Origin of the sequence: Streptomyces sp. NPDC048111 (assembly GCF_043202815.1) — a bacterium.
Classification (GTDB): domain Bacteria; phylum Actinomycetota; class Actinomycetes; order Streptomycetales; family Streptomycetaceae; genus Streptomyces.
Genome location: NZ_JBIDBD010000008.1, coordinates 139,083 through 153,484, shown reverse-complemented (window position 1 = coordinate 153,484; position 14,402 = coordinate 139,083). Strand labels below are relative to the sequence as shown.

The window sequence follows — 14,402 nt, the reverse complement described above, 5'->3', positions numbered from 1 at the left end:
AGGACTCTGCGGATCCGAGTCAGGACCGAGTCAAATGCGGCGTGCCGGGCCCGGCAACAGGGGTCGGGCCACGCTGGGCCGAACGAAGGAATGTGCGGTGCCCGCGCCGCCGTAACCGCGCCGTCCCCGCGCGCGTTGTCCGTCGTGACGGCCGTGGCGGGGAAGACCCCCGAGCCCCCACCACGGCCGCGGAAACCCTCTGGCGGTGCCCCTACGCGAGACCCGCGCGCTCCAGCGCCTCGGTGCCCGCGCGCAGCGAGGCGAGCCGCTCGTCCAGGGTGAAGCCGGCCGGGGCCAGGGTCAGGGTGGTGACGCCGGCGGCGGCGTACGCCTGCATCCGGTCGGCGATCCGCTCGACCGAGCCGAGCAGCGTGGTCGAGTCGATGAGCTGCTGCGGCACCGCGGCGCCGGCGCCCGCCTTGTCGCCGGACAGGTACTTGTCCTGGATCTCGGCGGCTTCCTTCTCGTACCCCATGCGCTGGGCGAGCTGGTTGTAGAAGTTCTGCTTGCGGCTGCCCATGCCGCCGACGTACAGCGCGGTGTACGGGCGGAACATGTCGGCGAGCGCCGCGACATCGGCGTCGGCGCCGAGCGAGATCGGCAGCGTCGGGCAGACGTCGAAGCCGTCCATGGTGAGCCCGGCCTTCTCGCGGCCCGCGCGGATGTGCGCGATGGCGGTCGCCTCGATGTGCTCGGCGGCCGGGAAGATCAGCAGCGCGCCGTCGGCGATCTCGCCGGTCTGCTCCAGGTTCTTCGGGCCGATCGCGGCGATGTAGAGCGGGATGTGCTCGCGCTCGGGGTGCACGGTCAGCTTGATGGGCTTGCCGGGGCCGCCGGGCAGCGGCAGCGTCCAGTGCTCCCCTTCGTAGGACAGGCGCTCGCGCGTCATCGCCTTGCGGACGATCTCGACGTACTCCCGGGTGCGGGCCAGCGGCTTGTCGAACTTGACGCCGTACCAGCCCTCGGAGACCTGCGGCCCCGAGACGCCGAGGCCGAGGCGGAAGCGGCCGCCGGACAGGGAGTCGAGGGTGGCGGCCGTCATCGCGGTCATGGCGGGCTGGCGGGCCGGGATCTGGAGGATCGCGGAGCCGACGTCGATGCGCTCCGTCTGGGCCGCGACCCAGGCCAGGACGGTCGGGGCGTCCGAGCCGTAGGCCTCGGCGGCCCAGCAGACGTCGTAGCCGAGTTTGTCCGCCTCCTTGGCGACGGCGAGGTTGTCGCCGTCCATTCCCGCGCCCCAGTAGCCGAGGTTGATGCCGAGCCGCATGGCCGATCCCCTTACTCGTCGTGACGCGCACGCACGCGTCCGTTCCCGCGTCTTACTCATGAGTAACGTTCCTGTGCGGGGACTCTAGCGCGCGCGGGCGCTATGCGGCAGGGCCGAGTTGTCCACAGGCTCTCTCCCCGTGGGCCCCTGGCCAGTAATCTCAGCGCCCATGGAGCAGAGGCATCTCGGCCGCACGGGCCTGCGTGTATCCCGGATCGGTCTCGGCACCCTGACATGGGGCCGGGACGTCGGCGAGCAGGACGCCGCCGACCTCCTCAAGGCGTTCTGGGAGGCGGGCGGGACGCTGGTCGACACGGCGGACGTGTACGGCGGCGGCGACGCGGAGTACCTGCTCGGTGCGCTGACGGAGCGCCTCGTGCCGCGCCGGGACCTGGTCCTGGCGACCAAGGCGGGCAGCGTGCCCGACCCCGACCGCCGTTTCGACGGCTCGCGCGGCCATCTCCTGAACGCGCTCGACGCCTCCCTCGAACGCCTGCGTACGGACTACGTGGACCTCTGGCAGGTGCACGCCTTCGACTGCGGCACACCACTGGAGGAGACCCTCCAGGCGCTGGACATCGCGGTCAGCAGCGGACGGGCGCGCTATGCGGGCATCTCCAACTTCAGCGGCTGGCAGCTGGCCAAGGCGGCGACGTGGCAGCTCGCCGCGCCCGGCCTGCGCACCCGGCTCGCCAGCACCCAGATGGAGTACTCCCTGCTGCAACGGGGCGTGGAGCGCGAGGTGCTGCCGGCCGCCCTCGACCTCGGGGTCGGGCTGCTGCCCTCGTCGCCGCTGGGGCGCGGTGTCCTGACGGGCAAGTACCGGCACGGGACGCCGTCGGACTCGCGCGGGGCGTCCGAGGGCCTGTCCGCGTTCGTGGCCCCCTACCTCGACGACGCGGCGAGCCGGATCGTGGACGCCGTCTCCATAGCGGCGGACGGGCTCGCGGCGACACCCCTTCAGGTGGCGCTCGCTTGGGTGAGGGACCGTCCGGGAGTGGTGGCGCCCATCGTGGGCGCGCGCACCGCGCAGCAGCTCGCGGCGGCATTGTCAGTGGAGGCCCTTAGTCTTCCTGACGAGATCTGCCAGGCGCTCGACGATGTGTCGGCGCCCGTGCACCGCTATCCCGATCAGGACTGGAGCACGCTGTGACTGCGCTTCCCCAGGGCTCGGCCCCTGGATCCACGGCCGACGAACCCGCCGAGCCGGAGGCGGCCCCCGCCGCCGCGGACACCGGTGCGGACGGCGACGGGGCCGAGGAGGCCGGACCCCGCAGCGGGGACACCGGGGCGGACGCCGCCGAAGCGCAGGGCGCGGAAGGTGCCGAGGAGGCCGAGGTGGCGGAAGGCGACGCCGAAGCGGAGGGTCCGGAAGGCGCCGAACAGGCCGAGGCCGCGGAAGGCGCCGCCGAAGGCCCGGAGAGCGCCGAGGGGGCGGACGGAGCCGAGGTCACGGAAGGGGTGGCCAAGGCGGAGGCCGCTCCCGAGGTGTCCGAGGCCGCCGCCGAGCTCGCGGCCCAGCGGGAGCTGCGGGCCAGGATCGAGCAGCGCAAGGCCGAGAAGGACGCCCCCATCGCGGCCGGCACCAAGCTGAGCGGGCAGGCGGCCGACCTCCTCGCGGCGGTCCGGGCCGTGGAGAGCGGTGAGAAGTCGGGTGCCGCGTTCTTCGAAGGCCCGCCCCCGGCGCCCCGCAGGCCCGCCCCGGGCCCCGCGCAGGAGTCCGCCCCGGTACGGTCCCGCGCGGCCGAACCGGCCGGGGCGCCCGCCACGTCGGCCGAGGCCCTCACCGCCGTACGCCAGGTCCTGGCGCGGGGCGGCGCCCCCGAGACGCTGGCCGGCCAGGCCACCGCGGCCCTCGGCGAGCAGGCCGCCGAGCGGCTCGACGCGGACCCGTGGCAGCTCCTCGCCGTGCCCGGGGTGCGGCCCGAGCAGGCGGACGGGTTCGCGCGGGCGCTGCTCGGCGCCGAGTGCCGCCCCGACGACGAGCGCAGGTCGGCCGCGCTGGTCGGCTGGATCCTCGAACGGGCCGCGGAGCAGGGGCACACGGCCCTGACGGCCGAAGCGGTGCGCGCGGCCCTGGCCGGGCGCTCGGTGCCCGATCCCGACGAGGCGGTGCAGCAGGCCATCGCCGAGGGCGTGGTGCTGGTCTTCCAGGACGGCCTGGCGCAAGAGGAGCCGGAACCCGCGGCGGATCCCGAGGACGAGAACAAGGACGGGACGGTCGAGGCGGCCGAGCCCGCCGAGCCGGTCGAGGTCCTGCTCGGGCTCGACCGGTACGCACTGGCCGAGGAGAGCCTCGCCGACGGCCTGGCCCGGCTGCTCAACTCCCCCGTGGCACAGGACGGTTCGGTCTGGCCCGACGGCGGTGAGCTGGTCCGCGCGGTCGCGGCCTGCGGTCTGGTGGCGCACACCGGCGGCGAGGCGGCGCGAGCCGAGTCGGCGGCGGTGGTGAGCGCCGCCGCGGCGGCCGGGCTGCGCGCGGCGGGTGCGGCGCACACCGCGGACGGACGGCGCCGGCTGGCCGAACTGACCGGCCCACTGGCCGCGTTCACGGTCGCGGGCCTGCTGGGCGGCGAGGGCCCGGGCCGGGACGCGGACGGCGCGCTCGCCCTCGACGTGCTGGTCGTACAGGACGCGACACAGCTCGACGTGGAGACCGCGGCCGTCCTGGTGGAGTCGCTGCCCGACGGCTGCCGGCTGGTGCTGAGCGGAGATCCGGGCGTGCTCGGCCCGGCCGGCGCGGGCCTGGTCTTCCAGGACGTGCTCTCGGCCCGGATCTGCCCGGTCGTGGCTTCGCGGCTGCCCGACCCGGGGCCCGTCGGCGAGCTGGTGTCGGGCATCGGCATCGGCGAGCTGAACCAGGTGGAGGCGCCCGGCAAGGAGGTCGTCATCGTCCCGGTGCGGGACGCGGGCGAGGCCGTGCACCGCTGCGTCCAGCTCCTGGCGGACTCGATCCCCCGGGCCTTCGGCATCCCCGTCGAGCAGGCCCAGGTCATCACGGTCGGCCACGGCGGCTCGGCCGGCACCCGCGCCCTGAACGCGGCCCTCAAGCAGCGCCTCAACCCCGGCCCCGGCCGGTTCGGCGGCTTCGACCCCGGGGACCGGGCCGCGTACGCGCAGGCTCCCGGCCGCACGGTGGTGGGCACGGTCACCGGGGCCGACGCGGAGGGCCTGCGGCTCGACTGCGCCGGCACGCCCGTCCTGGTGCCCAAGGAGCGCGTCGAGGCGGCGGTGCGGCACGGCTGGGCGCTGACCGCGCACCAGGCGGTCGGGATGCGCTGGCCCGCGGTGGTCGCGGTGCTGCCCGGGGACGCGGCGCAGGGCCTCAACCGGGCCTGGGTCTATACGGCGTTCGGCCGCGCCGAGCGGCACCTGTCCGTCGTCCACGGCGTGGACCAGGCCCTCCCCCGCGCGGTGGCCGAGCTGCTCCCCGCGCCCCGCACGACCCGCCTCACCCCGCTCCTGCACGGCCTGGTGAAGCCCGCGGAGTAGCCCGCACGGCCCGTGTTCCCCATGCCGAATGCCGAGGGCCGCCCACCGCGTCGTACGCGCGGTGGGCGGCCCTCGTCACGTGGGTGCCCTCGTCGCGCGGGTGGCAGCCCTCGTCCTGTCCGGCCAGGTCAGGAGGGGGACCGCAGGCCGTCCTCCCCGTCGAGGTCGTCGTCGAGGTCCTCCTCGTCGAAGACGGCGCTCACGTCGAAGCGGCACACCACGCGCTGCGGATCGGCGTGGTCGAACGGGGTGCTCAGCCACTCGCCGGGCTCCGGCAGCTCGTCGGCGGCCGAGACCCACAGCGTGGAGTCGCCCTCCTCCAGGCCGAACTCCTTGTGCCGCGAGGCGATTTCATCGGGCTCGTACTCACCGAAGAGCACGCCGAGCGCGGCGTGGACGCTGGTGGCGACGGCCGGGGCGGAGTGCTCGTCCTCGACCGCCTCGGGGTCGAGGTCGGTGATGCGCTGGGCCTGGGCGAGCAGCCGCTGCGGCTCGGCCACGGCGTAGTCGCGCCGGATGAGGACGCTCAGGGCGTTGGGCTCTTCGGGGCCGGCGTAGGGGGGCAGCGTGTCGTCCGCCCCGGGGATCTCGAAGGGGGTCACCTCGTCGTAGCGGTCGTAGAGCCGCTCGTCGTACGCCTCGGCCGCCGCCGCGAGCGCGTTGAAGGCCTCGTACACATCGGGATCGTCGTCCCCCGTGCGGCGTTCCACCGCATCGAGGTGACGGTCCAGCGCGGCTTTGACCGCCTCGGCGGCGGCACGTACCTCGGCAGCGGTGGGCTGCGCAGCATCAGACATAGTGCAGACGCTATCCGTACCGGGCCTCTGCCCGCACAATAGATGCGATGCCGGAATACGAATTTGTCGACGTGTACGTCCCCCGCGGGGTCTCCCGCAAGGAGGCGACGCGTCTGCTGACCGACCATGCCGAGTACGGACACTGGGAGTTGGACCGACTGACTCTGCACCGGGACGGCAGCCGCAGGGTGCGGCTCCGCAGGCGGATCATCCGCCAGGTGCGCGCCACGTGGTGAACGTGGACACATGACGGAGCGGGCCCCTCACGCATGGGGCCCGCTCCGTCGCGAGGACCGTCGTGGACGGCCCGTTGGGGTCGCCGCCGCTACTGCGCGGCGCGGCCCCTGCGGTAGAGCACGGCTCCGCCGAGGAGCAGTCCCGCGGCGGCCGGAACGGCGTAGCCGATGCCGTCCGAGCCGGTGTGCGCCAGCTGGGCGGCCGGGGCGTGCGGCGCGGCCACGGCCGGGCCGGCCGGGGCGCCCGGTGTGACACCGACCGTCCCCGTGGGCGTGCCGGGCCGGTGCGAGACCGGGCCGACCGGGTGCTGCGGGACACCGGGCTGCTGCGGAACCCCGGGGTGCTCCTGACCGGGCTGCCCAGGGTGCTGGGGGTGGCCCGGGTGCTGGGGGTGCCCGGGGTGACCCGGCTGGCCCGGGTGCTGGGGGTGGCCCGGGTGCTGGGGGTGCCCGGGGTGACCCGGCTGGCCCGGGTGCCCGGGGTGCTGGGCGTGCCCGCCGTGGCCCCCTTCGACGTTCGCGCAGTCGTTGCCGAACGCCGGGTTGCCGATGCCCACCACGCTCACGCTGTTGCCGCACAGGTTCACGGGGACGTCGACGGGTGCCTGGATGTGGTTGCCGGAGCCCACGCCCGGCGAGTTGGTGGCGTGACCGCGGGCTGACGCGCCGCCCGCGTGCCGCCCGCCGCCCGTGTTGGCGCAGTGGTTGGCGAACGCCGGATTGAGCGCGCCGATCACGTTCACGGTGTTGCCGCAGGCGTTGACCGGCACGTGCACCGGCGCCTGGACGGCGTTGCCGGACAGCGCGCCCGGCGAGTCGGAGGCGGCGCCCCGGGCCGCCGAGTCGGCGTGTGCGGCGCCGCTGCCCATGGCGATGACGCCGCTCGCGGCCGCCATGGTGATCAGTCCCTTGCGGGTGACCTGTCGCATGATTCGTTCCCTGCCCTCTGCCTTGCGGAATGCCCGGCCGCGCCGTCGCGCCCGGGCCGGAACGCCGGCGGCCCCGGAGTGCATGGCGCGCACTCCGGGGCCGCCCGGCTCAGACCCTCACGGGTTGAGGCACAACGTCACTTGTTGACGCAGGTGTTGCCGAAGGCGGGGTTCAGCAGCCCGATCACGGAGACCGTGTTGCCGCACAGGTTCACGGGGATGTGCACGGGGACCTGGATGACATTGCCGGAAGCGACACCCGGGGAGTTCACCGCGGCACCCTGAGCACCCGCATCGGCGACAGCCAGACCCGCACCCGCGAGAACCAGACCACCAGTGACAGCCGCAGCAGCGACGACCTTCTTGATCATTACTTCCTCCTTGTTGGCATATGTGCGATCCCAGCCGCGGACCGCACTCCCTGTAACGAGGGGGAAGTTATGGGGCTACGAGCATATGAGTGCATTCACTCTTTTCAGTCGAATGCGTACGTCCGGACGAATCCGGCGGGCCGGCGTCCGCACACGTTCGAGCCCGGCCACCCCGTAGGGGCGTCAGGAGGCATCGATGAACCGGTCAAGCACGCGCACCCCGAACTTCAGACCGTCCACCGGAACCCGCTCGTCCACGCCGTGGAACATCCCGGCGAAGTCCAGCTCCGGGGGCAGCTTCAGCGGTGCGAAGCCGAAGCCCCTGATGCCGAGGTCGTCGAAGGACTTGGCGTCGGTACCGGCCGAGAGCATGTACGGCACGGCGCGCGCGATCGGATCCTCGGCCCGCAGCGCGGTCTGCATCGCGTCGACCAGGGCGCCGTCGAACGTGGTCTCCAGGGCCTTGTCGGCGTGCACGTCCTCGCGCTTGACGCGCGGCCCGAGGATCCGGTCGAGGTCGACGAGGAACTCCTCCTCGTAGCCCGGCAGGAAGCGCCCGTCGACATGGGCGGTGGCCTGGCCCGGAATGACGTTGACCTTGTAACCGGCGCCCAGCTGAGTCGGGTTGGCGGTGTTCTGCAGGGAGGCGCCGATCAGCTTGGCGATGCCGCCGAGCTTGGCGAGCGTGTCGTCCATGTTCTCGGGGTCGAGCTCGGTGCCGAGCGCGTCCGACAGCTCGTCCAGGAAGTGCCGCAGCGTCTTGGTCACCCGTACCGGGAACTTGTGGCGGCCCAGGCGCGCCACGGCCTCGGACAGCTCGGTGATGGCGTTGTCCTTGTGGATCATCGAGCCGTGTCCGGCGGTGCCGTCCACGGTGAGCTTCATCCAGTGCATGCCCTTCTGAGCCGTCTCGACCAGGTAGAGCCGCAGCTGTTCGTTCACCGTGAAGGAGAAGCCGCCGACCTCACTGATGGCCTCGGTGACGCCCTCGAAGAGTTCGGGGTGCTTGTCCACGAGGAAGCGGGCCCCGTAGGTGCCGCCGGCCTCCTCGTCCGCGAGGAAGGCCAGGACGATGTCGCGCGGGGGCCTGCGGCCGCTGCGCAGGCGGTCGCGGACGACCGCGAGGGTCATCGCGTCCATGTCCTTCATGTCGACCGCGCCACGGCCCCACACACAGCCGTCGGCGATCTCGCCGCCGAAGGGGTCGTGGGTCCAGTCGTCGGCGTTGGCCGGCACGACGTCGGTGTGGCCGTGGATGAGCAGCGCGGGGCGCGAGGGGTCCTCGCCCGCGATCCGGGCCACGGTGGAGGCGCGTCCCTTGTGCGACTCGAAGATCTTCGGTTCGAGGCCGACCTCCGCGAGCTTCTCCGCCACGTACTCCGCGGCCGCCCGCTCGCCGGGTCCGGAGTGGTCGCCGTAGTTGCTGGTGTCGATCCTGATCAGCTCGCGACAGAGGTCGACGACCTCGTCCTCGCCGGTCACGCCGCCGGTCCGGGTCGTGCTCGACTCGCTCACGCTGCTTCCTCCCGCTGTCGCTCGTGTGGTCCCTCCCCATCCTCCCTCCGACCTCCTCGGCGCCCAAGGGCGGCATCCCGCCGACATGCGGAGTTCACGCAGGCCAAAGGGGTGATCGAGCACCCCCGGATGTTTGCTATTGTTTTCCACGTCGGAACGGGCACGGCCCGCGAGACAGACACCTTGTCCGGGTGGCGGAATGGCAGACGCGCTAGCTTGAGGTGCTAGTGCCCTTTATCGGGCGTGGGGGTTCAAGTCCCCCCTCGGACACCAGCTAAGACCCCAGTTGAGCTGGGGTTTTTTGCTTTTCCGGGGTGTGGCGTGACCGACCACGAGCCCGACAGCCCAGAGAGTTGCCTGGTCAGACCAGGGGTGAGAGGCCGGGCCGGGCCGTCGCCGCCCTCGTAGCGGCAGGCGAGCACAAGACCCGCACCGCGGCTCCGACCGACAAGGTACGGGCAGTCATCGCGCGGGCAGGCAGCCTGTTGGCTCATGAGCGACCGATGTTGTCGAGGGTCCCGACCCGGATCACTTCCGCCAGCTTCACGGCCAGATCGGCGGGCAACTGACCCACGTCCACCCAGGCCGTCCCTCTACGGGTCACCATGGGACGCAGGTGCATGAGCTGAGACGCCCCGGCCCCCAAGTCACTCAGGGCCACTCTGAGCGCGTCCGTCGCGTCCTGCGCGTGATCCCACGCCGCGTGCCAGTCCTGGGTGTTCATCATCGACGGCCCCGCTTCGCGTGCGGGTGGTTCCGCACCTCCGCCGCAGCGTCGTACGCGTCACGCCACCTCTCAGCGGCCCTGGCCTCTTCCAGCTCCGTCCCGAGCGCCACGCATACCCCACAGTCATCGGCCGGCGTGCAGTCGTACAGAAAGGCTTCCACCGCCCCGGGCAACTCCACGGGGGGCTGTGGGTACTTCAACGGAGTGGTCATGGCTCCCTCTCGTCGGCGCCGTCGTTGGTGCCTGACAAGTGTCTGCCCGCTGTTGCCGTTGCCCCGCCTTTATTGTCATTGTGGGGTAAATGATCACGCGCGGCAGTCCGCGGCCCACCGGCCGAGCAAATCTCTGACTTCGTCGCCGAACAATGCGTGACGCTCGTACATGCGGAAAACTTCGAGGTGTTCCGCAATATCCCTGGCGTCCTGGAAAACGATACGGCCGGTGAATGTCTCGACAGTCGCTAGCCGTTGGTCATAAACGGTGAAGGTGTTCATGGGCCCACGACCCATAATTGTTCCTGTACGGATGACCCCGATACGCACATTGGACAGGTGGGAAATTGAGGCGAGCCGATCCATCTGGACGGCCATGGCTACAGGCGGGACAACAGCCCACCTGACAGCTTGTTCTGTTAGCAGAAATGTGAAATTTTTCGTGCCTTCGTAGAGGACCGCTTGCCGTTCCAGCTTCCTGGCGATTGTCTTGGTTGTATCCACTGGAGAGTTGCTGAGGCTGGCCCTGATGTATTCAGGTGTGGCAAGGAGTCCCGTCACCATCGCAGGCAGGAAGTAGCGGAGCGCCGAGGCTTCCCTTTCAAGGCTGGCCAGCTCGGCTTGTCGCTTCTCCAGCCCTCTTCGCCACGACGCCCGCTTACCTTGCCACTCTGTATTGGCCAGCCGCGCCAGGGCGGTAACTTCGGCCAAGAGTTCCGGAGGCGCATCGAGGGCTCTAAGAATCAACTCGACATCGACAAGACCAGGGGTGACTCGACCAGTCTCGATATTGCTCAGCTTGGTCTGAGAGATATTGCAGCGCTGAGCGAGCCAGACTTGAGTACGCCCGGCTCGCTTTCGGATGCCGCGGAGAGTTTCCGCTAGGTCAGCTTTCGACTGGCCTAGCTGGTCAGGGTCAAGCGTCAAGGCCTCTCACGTATTCCTCGAAAGGTACTGCATGCTCCAGGGCGACCCGCTTCCACTCCCGGTAGGGTGCCAGTTCACCTTCGTACGCTTCGCGATTCACCTGACTTCCGTCCGGGCGGAAGTTCAGATGAGCGATGCGGGAATCATCGAACATCCACCAATCTCGGCTTGAGAGCGGCAACCCGAAGTCGCCACACGTCACATCCAAGATGCGAATGTCTTCCCCAGCAGAAATGTTTCCAGGGATGCCCCAGGCGAATTGATATCGCTGGTAGTTGGTGAGCGGCTGACGCACGATGCGGACACGTCCGATGTACTTACCGGATTCGACGTACCCGCGCACTCGTTCGTGCCAGCGGGCATTGTGGCCGGTGGGCTTGTCCTCACCGCGCAGGAAGCGGGCTACGTTTTCCTGCTCCTTGGGCATGGTGTACGTGGGCTGCGCCTCAAACCGCCACGCTTCGCGCTCGAAGGCGTCGAAGAAGCGGCGCCAGCCGTCACCATCCAAGAGCATGAACAGCCTCCCTCAAAATGTGCTCCGGGATCTCCACCAGTCCCTCGCCCGAGGGTGGAGTGAACGCACCGGACACGTCGCCCTGGACGACGATCGAGCCGCCCTTCGTCCGGTAGACGTTCGGACAATCATCGTCGTCGCAGTTGGGTCCGCCGACGTTGCCGGTAAGGCGGGTCAGTTCCTCACGCGCCATGATTCCCCTCCTCGGGTGCAGGGGCGTTCCCTGCCGCCAGGAGGACGGTAGGCCGGGCCCGCATGCCAGGTCTATGGCACTTCGCCAATATTCGCGTTGTCGGGTAGACGATCTTGCATCCTGACTAGTCACGAGCGCCTGAGGGTTGGCTACGTGACCAACGCATAACCAACAGGGGCCGTCAACTCTCCCGCGTGTCGGCCATGTTCTTGCAGGTCAGCTATCTAAAGTGCTGGTGTCCGAGTGGAGAGTTCAAGTCCCCCTCGGACACCAGCAGGAACCCCACCTCGGTGGGGTTCTTTCGCGTTTCGGGCCGCCCGCACCTTGTACCCCGCCCTCGCTCCCACCCGGACGCGCTGTGCGGCCCCGTCGCGCGTTCAGAAGCGGCGGAAGGCGAGGACCGCGTTGTGGCCGCCGAAGCCGAAGGAGTTGCTCAGGACGATGTCGCCGCACGGCGGCAGGGCCCGGGGCGTCTCGCGGACGACGTCGAGGCCGAGGCCCTCCTCGGGGTGGTCGCAGCCCACGGTCGGCGGGATCAGACCGTCCCGCAGGGTGAGGATTGCGGCGATGGCCTCCACCGCGCCCGCCGCGCCCTGGAGGTGCCCGAGGGCCCCCTTGTTCGCGGTGACGGGGATGTCGCGGACATGGCTGCCGAAGAGCCGCCCGAGCGCGAGGGCCTCCGTGCGGTCGCCCTCGGCGGTCGCGGTGGCGTGCGCGTTGACGTGGGCGACGTCGCCGGGCGTGGCACCGGCGTCCGCGAGGGCGGAGCGCACCGCGGCCTCGATGCCGCGGCCCTCCGGCTCGGGCGCCGCCATGTGGAAGGCGTCCGCGGACAGGCCCCAGCCCGCCGCCTCGCAGTAGATGCGGGCGCCGCGGGCCCGGGCGTGCTCCTCGTCCTCCAGGACCAGCACGCCCGCGCCCTCACCGAGGACGAATCCGTCGCGGGCCTCGTCGAAGGGCCGCGAGGCGTGCTCCGGCTGGTCGTTGCGGGTCGAGACGGCGCGCATCGCGGCGAAGGCGGCCAGGATCTCGGGGGTGATCACGGCCTCGGTGCCGCCCGCTACGACCAGGTCGACCCGGCCGGACCGGATCGCGTCGATGCCCTGCCCGATCGCCTCGGTGCCCGAGGCGCAGGCGGAGACGAACGTCCTGGCCTCGCCGCGGATGTCGAGGTCCCGGGATATCTGGGCGGAGGCGGCGGACGGCACGGTCATGGGGCTGGTGTGCGGGGAGACCGCGCGCGGGCCGCGCGCGTCGAGCGTGAGCCGGCTCTGCACCATCACGGGCGCGCCGCCGATGATCGTGCCCATCGACACTCCGGTACGGGTGGGGCGCAGCCCGCTGGCGACGGTGCCGCCGGGGTCGAGGCCGGCGTCGCGCCAGGCCTCGCGGGCCGCGAGCAGGGCGAACTGCGCCGAGCGGTTCATCCGGCGCGCGACCGGCTTGGGCAGCAGGCCCGCGGGGTCGATCGCGGCCGGGGCCGCGAGCCGCACCGGCAGGCCGTCGAACTCGGGCCCCTCCATCACCGACACCCCGCACTGGCCGTCCAGCAGGCCCTGCCACAGTTCGGGTACGTCGCCGCCGAGCGGGCTGACCGCGCCGAGGCCGGTCACCACGACCCGGCGACGCCGTGGGTCCACCCGCTGGGCCGGGTCGGGGAGATCGGCCGGGTCCACCCGCGTGGTGCGGACGACCTGCCGTTCGTAGCGCGGCAGCACCCGTTCCAGGTCGGGGCCGCCGGTCAGGGGGCGCAGTTGGAGCCGGGTCTTCGTCTCGGTCGCGGGCGCGGTGCGCACCACGACGAGCCAGGGGCCGTCCGGGTCCGTCGCGATGACGTCCCCGGGGACCAGTTCACCCGTGGTGAGCAGCCAGCACGCACCACCCATAACCGACTCTTCGCTCATTGCAGACCTTCGCGTCGTTTACGCCATGTACGAAAATTACGCACAATCTCCTCAGGCAGCATGCCTCCCGTTCGCCCGGATAGCAGGCCAGGGAGTGGGCCCCCTGCGGCCGACCGACCGCTGGGGTCCGGCTGCTGTCTCGCTGACCTGGGGTTCTCTTGCTCCGGCGGGGTCGGGTGGGGTTCTCTGGTTCCGTGAGACGCAGATCCAGGACCCCGGCCGCCCCGCTCGCGCAGCGCAACGGCATCGATCCGGTGCGTGTGCGGCTGCCCGCGGATCCGGAGGGAGCCTGGCCCACGGTCGGTGACCATCTGCGCGGCCGGTTCGCGGGGGCGATCGGCGCGGAGCGGGTGGACGCGATGCTGCGCGAGGGGCGCTTCGTCGGCACGGACGGGGCGCTGGACGGCACGGAGGCGTACCGGGCCGGAACGTCGGTCTGGTTCCACCGGGACTTCGCGCCGGAGGTGCCGGTGCCGTTCGAGGTGGGGATCGTCCACCGGGACGAGCGGATCGTCATCGCCGACAAGCCGCACTTCCTCGCCACCACACCGCGCGGCCGGCACATCACCGAGACCCTTGTGGCCCGGCTGCGGCGGGACCTGAGGCTGCCCACGCTCCAGCCCGCCCACCGTCTCGACCGGCTGACGGCGGGGCTCGTGCTGTGCGTGGTGCGGCCCGAGGACCGGGGGGCGTACCAGAACCTGTTCGGCGGGCGCCGGGTGCGCAAGGAGTACGAGGCGGTGGCGCCGTACGACGCGGGGGTCTCGCTGCCCGCGACCGTGCGCAGCCGGATCGTGAAGGAGCGCGGGGTGATCGCCGCGTACGAGGAGGCGGGCGAGCCCAATGCGGAGAGCCGGGTCGAACTCGCCGCCCGGCACGGTGATCTCGGGGGCTACCGTCTGCTGCCCGCCACCGGTCGCACCCATCAGCTGCGGGTCCACATGAACCGGCTCGGCCTGCCGATCCTCCACGACCCGGTCTACCCGGTGGTGCTGCCGGACGCCGGGGAGTCCTTCGACCGGCCGCTCCAACTGCTTGCCCGGGCGCTGGAGTTCACCGATCCGGTGGAGGGGGGTGTGGTTCGGTTCGAGAGTGGGTTGCGGCTTGCGGAGTGGCCGCAGCTTGCCCCGGGTTCGGGCCCGGCCCCTGGGGCTGCGCCCCAAACCCGCTGAGGGGCTCCGCCCCTCGGACCCCGGCGGGTTTGCCCACCCGCCCGCCCGTGCAGCGGGTTGGATCAGCTGAGCCCTGGGGCTGCGCCCCAGACCCGCTGAGGGGCTCCGCCCCTCGAACCCCGGCGGGGCTTCGCCCCTGCACCCCC

The 14,402-nt window shown here is 71.6% G+C and carries 14 protein-coding genes and 1 tRNA gene; 5 read left to right on the top strand and 10 right to left on the bottom strand.

Annotated elements, in window-relative coordinates:
- Positions 1 to 211 precede the first annotated feature (211 nt).
- Positions 212 to 1,267 carry an LLM class F420-dependent oxidoreductase gene (locus ACGF3I_RS16705; RefSeq protein ID WP_393132547.1) on the bottom strand — a complete coding sequence of 352 codons (1,056 nt, stop codon included), beginning with the start codon at positions 1,265 to 1,267 and terminating at the stop codon, positions 212 to 214.
- 169 nt (positions 1,268 to 1,436) lie between these two features.
- On the opposite strand from ACGF3I_RS16705, the gene ACGF3I_RS16700 reads away from it, so the two are divergent.
- A complete protein-coding gene (locus tag ACGF3I_RS16700; RefSeq protein ID WP_393132545.1) occupies positions 1,437 to 2,420 on the top strand; it encodes an aldo/keto reductase in 984 nt (327 codons plus the stop codon).
- Positions 2,417 to 4,759 (top strand): helix-hairpin-helix domain-containing protein, encoded by a 2,343-nt coding sequence (locus ACGF3I_RS16695; protein WP_393132543.1) that lies wholly within the window; start codon positions 2,417 to 2,419, stop codon positions 4,757 to 4,759. Before ACGF3I_RS16700 ends, ACGF3I_RS16695 begins: the two co-directional genes overlap by 4 nt.
- A 128-nt stretch (positions 4,760 to 4,887) precedes the next feature.
- On the opposite strand, the gene ACGF3I_RS16690 is transcribed toward ACGF3I_RS16695, so the two are convergent.
- Positions 4,888 to 5,556 (bottom strand): hypothetical protein, encoded by a 669-nt coding sequence (locus ACGF3I_RS16690; protein WP_393132541.1) that lies wholly within the window; start codon positions 5,554 to 5,556, stop codon positions 4,888 to 4,890.
- Between the two features lie 47 nt (positions 5,557 to 5,603).
- Between ACGF3I_RS16690 and ACGF3I_RS16685 the strand changes: the two genes are divergently transcribed.
- The gene (locus tag ACGF3I_RS16685; protein ID WP_100106356.1) at positions 5,604 to 5,792 is read left to right on the top strand and encodes a DUF5703 family protein; all 189 of its coding nucleotides are present in this window, start codon (positions 5,604 to 5,606) and stop codon (positions 5,790 to 5,792) included.
- Positions 5,793 to 5,881: 89 nt separating this feature from the next.
- Here the strand turns inward: ACGF3I_RS16685 and ACGF3I_RS16680 are convergent, their stop codons facing one another.
- From ACGF3I_RS16680 to ACGF3I_RS16670, 3 genes are all read right to left on the bottom strand, one after another.
- Positions 5,882 to 6,721: a chaplin family protein gene (locus tag ACGF3I_RS16680; RefSeq protein ID WP_393132539.1), complete on the bottom strand. Its 840-nt coding sequence runs from the start codon at positions 6,719 to 6,721 to the stop codon at positions 5,882 to 5,884.
- A 137-nt stretch (positions 6,722 to 6,858) separates the two neighbouring features.
- On the bottom strand, positions 6,859 to 7,092 hold the full coding sequence (locus ACGF3I_RS16675) for a chaplin (RefSeq protein WP_100577050.1): 234 nt from the start codon (positions 7,090 to 7,092) through the stop codon (positions 6,859 to 6,861).
- A gap of 183 nt (positions 7,093 to 7,275) precedes the next feature.
- Positions 7,276 to 8,607: a M20/M25/M40 family metallo-hydrolase gene (locus ACGF3I_RS16670; protein WP_393132537.1), complete on the bottom strand. Its 1,332-nt coding sequence runs from the start codon at positions 8,605 to 8,607 to the stop codon at positions 7,276 to 7,278.
- Positions 8,608 to 8,792: 185 nt separating this feature from the next.
- Between ACGF3I_RS16670 and ACGF3I_RS16665 the strand changes: the two genes are divergently transcribed.
- Positions 8,793 to 8,880: transfer RNA gene (locus ACGF3I_RS16665), tRNA-Leu, on the top strand.
- Between the two features lie 217 nt (positions 8,881 to 9,097).
- Here ACGF3I_RS16665 and ACGF3I_RS16660 read toward each other — a convergent pair.
- The 5 genes from ACGF3I_RS16660 to ACGF3I_RS16640 all read right to left on the bottom strand — a co-directional run bounded on the left by ACGF3I_RS16660 (position 9,098) and on the right by ACGF3I_RS16640 (position 13,084).
- Positions 9,098 to 9,334, bottom strand: a complete 237-nt coding sequence (locus tag ACGF3I_RS16660; RefSeq protein WP_393132535.1) for a hypothetical protein — start codon at positions 9,332 to 9,334, stop codon at positions 9,098 to 9,100.
- Between the two features lie 305 nt (positions 9,335 to 9,639).
- A complete protein-coding gene (locus ACGF3I_RS16655) occupies positions 9,640 to 10,473 on the bottom strand; it encodes a helix-turn-helix domain-containing protein (protein ID WP_393132533.1) in 834 nt (277 codons plus the stop codon).
- On the bottom strand, positions 10,463 to 10,987 hold the full coding sequence (locus tag ACGF3I_RS16650) for a DUF6879 family protein (protein WP_393132531.1): 525 nt from the start codon (positions 10,985 to 10,987) through the stop codon (positions 10,463 to 10,465). Before ACGF3I_RS16650 ends, ACGF3I_RS16655 begins: the two co-directional genes overlap by 11 nt.
- Entirely contained in the window at positions 10,971 to 11,180 is a 210-nt protein-coding gene (locus tag ACGF3I_RS16645) for a hypothetical protein (RefSeq protein ID WP_393132529.1), read from the bottom strand. Before ACGF3I_RS16645 ends, ACGF3I_RS16650 begins: the two co-directional genes overlap by 17 nt.
- Before the next feature lie 377 nt (positions 11,181 to 11,557).
- On the bottom strand, positions 11,558 to 13,084 hold the full coding sequence (locus ACGF3I_RS16640) for a beta-ketoacyl-[acyl-carrier-protein] synthase family protein (RefSeq protein WP_393132527.1): 1,527 nt from the start codon (positions 13,082 to 13,084) through the stop codon (positions 11,558 to 11,560).
- Between the two features lie 194 nt (positions 13,085 to 13,278).
- Here ACGF3I_RS16640 and ACGF3I_RS16635 point away from each other — a divergent pair, with 194 nt between their 5' ends.
- Positions 13,279 to 14,256, top strand: a complete 978-nt coding sequence (locus ACGF3I_RS16635) for a pseudouridine synthase (protein ID WP_393132525.1) — start codon at positions 13,279 to 13,281, stop codon at positions 14,254 to 14,256.
- Positions 14,257 to 14,402: the final 146 nt, after the last annotated feature.

Bases quoted from the DNA above. Each gene is read 5' to 3' on its own strand.
- ACGF3I_RS16640 (WP_393132527.1), bottom strand. From the start codon at position 13,084: ATGAGCGAAGAGTCGGTTATGGGTGGTGCGTGCTGGCTGCTCACCACG.
- ACGF3I_RS16650 (WP_393132531.1), bottom strand. From the start codon at position 10,987: ATGCTCTTGGATGGTGACGGCTGGCGCCGCTTCTTCGACGCCTTCGAG.
- ACGF3I_RS16645 (WP_393132529.1), bottom strand. From the start codon at position 11,180: ATGGCGCGTGAGGAACTGACCCGCCTTACCGGCAACGTCGGCGGACCC.
- ACGF3I_RS16700 (WP_393132545.1), top strand. From the start codon at position 1,437: ATGGAGCAGAGGCATCTCGGCCGCACGGGCCTGCGTGTATCCCGGATC.
- ACGF3I_RS16680 (WP_393132539.1), bottom strand. From the start codon at position 6,721: ATGCGACAGGTCACCCGCAAGGGACTGATCACCATGGCGGCCGCGAGC.
- ACGF3I_RS16690 (WP_393132541.1), bottom strand. From the start codon at position 5,556: ATGTCTGATGCTGCGCAGCCCACCGCTGCCGAGGTACGTGCCGCCGCC.
- ACGF3I_RS16705 (WP_393132547.1), bottom strand. From the start codon at position 1,267: ATGCGGCTCGGCATCAACCTCGGCTACTGGGGCGCGGGAATGGACGGC.
- ACGF3I_RS16685 (WP_100106356.1), top strand. From the start codon at position 5,604: ATGCCGGAATACGAATTTGTCGACGTGTACGTCCCCCGCGGGGTCTCC.
- ACGF3I_RS16660 (WP_393132535.1), bottom strand. From the start codon at position 9,334: ATGATGAACACCCAGGACTGGCACGCGGCGTGGGATCACGCGCAGGAC.
- ACGF3I_RS16675 (WP_100577050.1), bottom strand. From the start codon at position 7,092: ATGATCAAGAAGGTCGTCGCTGCTGCGGCTGTCACTGGTGGTCTGGTT.